Origin of the sequence: Escherichia sp. MOD1-EC5990 (assembly GCF_002965285.1) — a bacterium.
Lineage (GTDB): Bacteria > Pseudomonadota > Gammaproteobacteria > Enterobacterales > Enterobacteriaceae > Escherichia > Escherichia coli_F.
The window spans coordinates 1-3,605 of record NZ_PTRV01000051.1 but is presented as its reverse complement, the minus strand read 5'-3'; the positions used below and the strand labels follow the sequence as shown (position 1 = coordinate 3,605).

Annotated in this window: 3 protein-coding genes and 5 pseudogenes; 4 read left to right on the top strand and 4 right to left on the bottom strand. The window is 50.2% G+C overall.

All coding sequences use genetic code 11. The annotated features are described in order from the left end of the window. Positions 1-75: 75 nt before the first annotated feature. The 3 genes and pseudogenes from BEB42_RS25710 to BEB42_RS26950 all read right to left on the bottom strand — a co-directional run. A pseudogene (locus BEB42_RS25710) lies at positions 76-873 on the bottom strand (IS110-like element ISShdy1 family transposase); the annotation flags it as partial. A gap of 97 nt (positions 874-970) precedes the next feature. Then, positions 971-1,213 carry a hypothetical protein gene (locus BEB42_RS25705; RefSeq protein WP_032318208.1) on the bottom strand — a complete coding sequence of 81 codons (243 nt, stop codon included), beginning with the start codon at positions 1,211-1,213 and terminating at the stop codon, positions 971-973. Then, a pseudogene (locus tag BEB42_RS26950) lies at positions 1,210-1,729 on the bottom strand (DUF1281 domain-containing protein); the annotation flags it as partial. The gene BEB42_RS25705 and the pseudogene BEB42_RS26950, both read right to left, overlap by 4 nt. A 1-nt stretch (position 1,730) precedes the next feature. Here BEB42_RS26950 and BEB42_RS26945 point away from each other — a divergent pair. After that, a pseudogene (locus BEB42_RS26945) lies at positions 1,731-1,814 on the top strand (DUF4113 domain-containing protein); the annotation flags it as partial. A gap of 126 nt (positions 1,815-1,940) precedes the next feature. Here BEB42_RS26945 and BEB42_RS25685 read toward each other — a convergent pair. After that, positions 1,941-2,511, bottom strand: a pseudogene (locus BEB42_RS25685) (IS4 family transposase); the annotation flags it as partial. Positions 2,512-2,596: 85 nt separating this feature from the next. Between BEB42_RS25685 and tnpA the strand changes: the two are divergent. From tnpA to BEB42_RS25670, 3 genes and pseudogenes are all read left to right on the top strand, one after another. After that, positions 2,597-3,022, top strand: a complete 426-nt coding sequence (gene tnpA, locus BEB42_RS25680) for an IS66-like element accessory protein TnpA (protein ID WP_000422748.1) — start codon at positions 2,597-2,599, stop codon at positions 3,020-3,022. Then, a complete protein-coding gene (gene tnpB, locus BEB42_RS25675) occupies positions 3,019-3,369 on the top strand; it encodes an IS66 family insertion sequence element accessory protein TnpB (RefSeq protein WP_000624723.1) in 351 nt (116 codons plus the stop codon). Before tnpA ends, tnpB begins: the two co-directional genes overlap by 4 nt. Before the next feature lie 30 nt (positions 3,370-3,399). Further along, positions 3,400-3,605, top strand: a pseudogene (locus tag BEB42_RS25670) (IS66 family transposase); the annotation flags it as partial.

Genomic DNA, 3,605 nt, shown 5'->3' with positions numbered 1-3,605 from the left:
TTCATGGGAGTGTCCTCATGTGGTTTATGAAGACATTACTAACATCGCGGTGTATTAATCAACGGGGAGCAGGTCAATTCTCCCCAACCGTGCTTTACCCCCGGAGCTTTGTTGTCTTGGTGTTAACCCCAGCCAGGCACTAAACTGACGCCCGTTCTTGAAATCATGACCATTACCTATGCTGGCAACGATTGCTGTAGCAGTCATCGGGCCTATCCCCCTGAATTGCATTAGTAGTTGTGCTGCTGAGTTATCTCTGGCAAGTTGCTGAATGAGTTTTTCACTGTTTTTAATCTTTTCTTCTATGTGATAAAGCTCATTAAGAAGATCACCAATAACCTGATTACAGTAACCGGGCAAATCCTCAAGGACCTGAGCCACCCCGGATAAAAAAGCTTTAAACGCCTGTGGGAGAACAATACCTAACTCACTGAGTAATCCCCGGATGCGATTAATCAATGCCGTTCTCTCGCTGACATATCCCTGATGAGCTCTATGTACAAATAATTGCCCTTGCTGCTCAACTGATTTTATGGGAACAAACCGCATATTAGGACGGGCAACAGCTTCACAAATGGCAGCGGCATCTGCTGCATCATTTTTCCCATGACGGCCACTCATACGGTATGGAGAAACCAGTTGCGGTGCCATAATTCGAACTGTATGCCCCATTTTCTGGAACTCTCTTGCCCAGTAATGTGCACCTGTACATGCCTCAATTCCAATCAGGCATGCTGGAAGTGTTGCAATCAATTCAAGCAATTTAGCCCGACGCACAAGAGGCTTAACTAAAACAGCTTTTCCTGCAGCATTAACACCATGCACAGCGAACACATTTTTAGCTAAATCAATACCGACAGTAACAACAGTCATAGAAGATCCCTTAACAATGGCTTTGTACGCTTATCATCGTGTTGACGCAGTCTTCCAAAGTAACCACCCAGCGTAAAGACCGAATGAGATGTCCCTTTCATTCGCGAAAGCGGCTTGAAGGGCGTTCATCAGAAAAGGGCGACAGGCTGGCGTACACTGTCACCGATGCCAGCCAGGAGTGGTAAAAGTGCCCGTCCCGTGCCCGCCGGACGCGGGACACTGACCACAGGCAGCGTTTATGCCGCGCCGCGTCAGCCGGCGCAGTAAAAAGAGGAGCACGGCGACATCCTTTGTCGGAAAAGAAACGGGCGGTTGCCCGCCCGTCTCCGTCATACTTCATCCGCCATAATGCGCCACATTGTCGACTATCCACGCAGGTCCGGTGACTTCCGGCAACTCGTCATTATCGGTCAGATGTGGCCATTCCAGTTCGCCCCACAGGTCACTTCACGCCATACTGTTCCGTATACCAGTTATATGCAGAGGGGAACATCTTTCAGAACACCACCGTTAAAGCCGTTCACGTCAACATCCTGGCGGGCGGGCAGAACCGTCAGCAATTCAAACGGCATGGTTTTTTCTGGCAGCACATTGTCACACAGACGGTTCCACCACACTGAAACATCCTCGTTACTCCAGAAGTCACACCAGTCACCTCTTTTGACGGTGAAATGCACGGTGATGGTTTCCCCGACATCATCCGGTAATCCTTCCCAGCGACGCTGTCCAGTACCGCTCTGTAACCAGAGTTCATGCAGTTTTATTCATCCAGTAGCACACCGTTCTGCAGGTGCGTCAGCCAGCGGGTGAACGCGAGATTCTCCGGCGATACAACGCCACGTCCGGCAGCCGTCAGGGCAACAGAGTGGCAGATGAAGCGTGAGATGTTGTCACCGGCATACACTACCCGCTGGAACGAACTACCGGTCGCCAGACTTTGAAAAAAAATTCATGGTGATTTCACTATGAAAGAATTTGAAAAAATACTTTATATTCAGTGAAATAAGCATGAAAAAAGCGTGGTGAAAATTGCAATAAATATCCTCCGACATAGCCCTGTCTCTTGATCAGATCTCCTGATCAAGAGACTTCATCACCAGGTAACCCTCAACCATATCCTGAAGTCTGAACCAGCCATCCCACATAACTACCCAACCGGGGCGGCCTGTGCGTTTGCTGTCATGCCATCGCCCCAGTTTAGCCAGTTTCAGACAGGCCCATTTCAGGGTCGGTGCCTGCGCCGGAAGCGGCTTTCCTTCCAGCTTAACCCACAGCAGTTTCCACTCTGTCGGCGTCAGTATTTTCTCATAGCTGTCATTTTGTGTTTCTTCACTGACGCCTCCCTGCCGCAGGCCCAGCACCCGTACCGCGATAAACGCCTTGATAACCACCATGCGCTCAAGGTTATCCCGGGTCTGCATTCGCAGCGATTCCACACATGTACCACCACTTTTCCACGCCTTGTGGTATTCCTCTATTAGCCAGCAGCCCGCGCGTCTTCGGGTTAGTGGTGGTATTCCCATGGTCATCAAATTCCGTACTGTGGCTGAAGTTAATGGTGGTGGTGTCTTCCAGTGCGAGGAGCAGCGGATGTGCCTCACATGCCCTTGCAGTGGCGGTAAATCCGGCTTCGGCAATGTAAGCGTAAACTGACCGCCGTATGTAGCCATCAGACGAAAATTGATAACTTAGACGCCCATCTGATATAGACGGACATCTAAGTATGGAATTACAGGACTGGCGAAAAGAACCTCGTAAAAACTATTCGAATGAATTCAAACTTCGTATGGTGGAACTGGCATCACAACCTGGAGCTTGTGTTGCACAGATTGCACGTGAAAATGGCGTCAATGATAATGTTATTTTCAAATGGCTCAGGCTCTGGCAGAACGAAGGGCGTGTTTCGCGGCGTCTTCCGGTAACGACCTCTTCTGACACTGGCGTTGAATTATTACCTGTAGAAATAACGCCGGATGAGCAGAAAAAACCTGTGGCGGCCATTGCGCCGTCTTTATCCACTTCCACTCAGACCAGAGTCAGTGCCAGTTTCTGCAAGGTGGAGTTCCGTCACGGTAACATGACGCTGGAAAATCCATCGCCAGAGCTGCTCACGGTGTTGATCCGCGAACTGAGCGGGAGGGGAAGATGATTTCACTCCCATCAGGTACCCGTATCTGGCTCGTTGCCGGCGTTACCGATATGCGTAAATCCTTCAACGGACTGGGAGAACAGGTACAACATGTGCTGAATGATAATCCCTTCTCCGGCCACCTGTTTATCTTCCGTGGCCGACGGGGTGACACCGTTAAAATTCTTTGGGCTGATGCTGATGGTCTGTGCCTGTTCACCAAACGCCTGGAGGAAGGCCAGTTTATCTGGCCTGCGGTACGTGACGGCAAAGTATCCATTACCCGTTCGCAACTGGTAATGCTCCTCGATAAGCTGGACTGGCGTCAGCCAAAAACATCCCGCCTTAACTCACTGACAATGTTGTAAAAAACTCCTGACCGCATTATAAAAACGGTCATGAGTCAGAAATACCTCATTCGCATCGCAGAGCTGGAAAGGTTGCTCTCTGAGCAGGCTGAAGCCCTCCGTCAGAAAGACCAACAACTGAGTCTGGTTGAAGAGACGGAGGCCTTCCTGCGTTCTGCGCTGGCACGTGCCGAAGAAAAGATCGAAGAAGATGAACGGGAAATAGAACATCTGCGGGCTCAGATAGAAAAACTGCG

Coding starts and splice junctions, on each gene's coding strand:
- BEB42_RS25705 (WP_032318208.1), bottom strand. CDS start 1,213: ATGAAGTATGACGGAGACGGGCGGGCAACCGCCCGTTTCTTTTCCGAC.
- tnpA (WP_000422748.1), top strand. CDS start 2,597: ATGGAATTACAGGACTGGCGAAAAGAACCTCGTAAAAACTATTCGAAT.
- tnpB (WP_000624723.1), top strand. CDS start 3,019: ATGATTTCACTCCCATCAGGTACCCGTATCTGGCTCGTTGCCGGCGTT.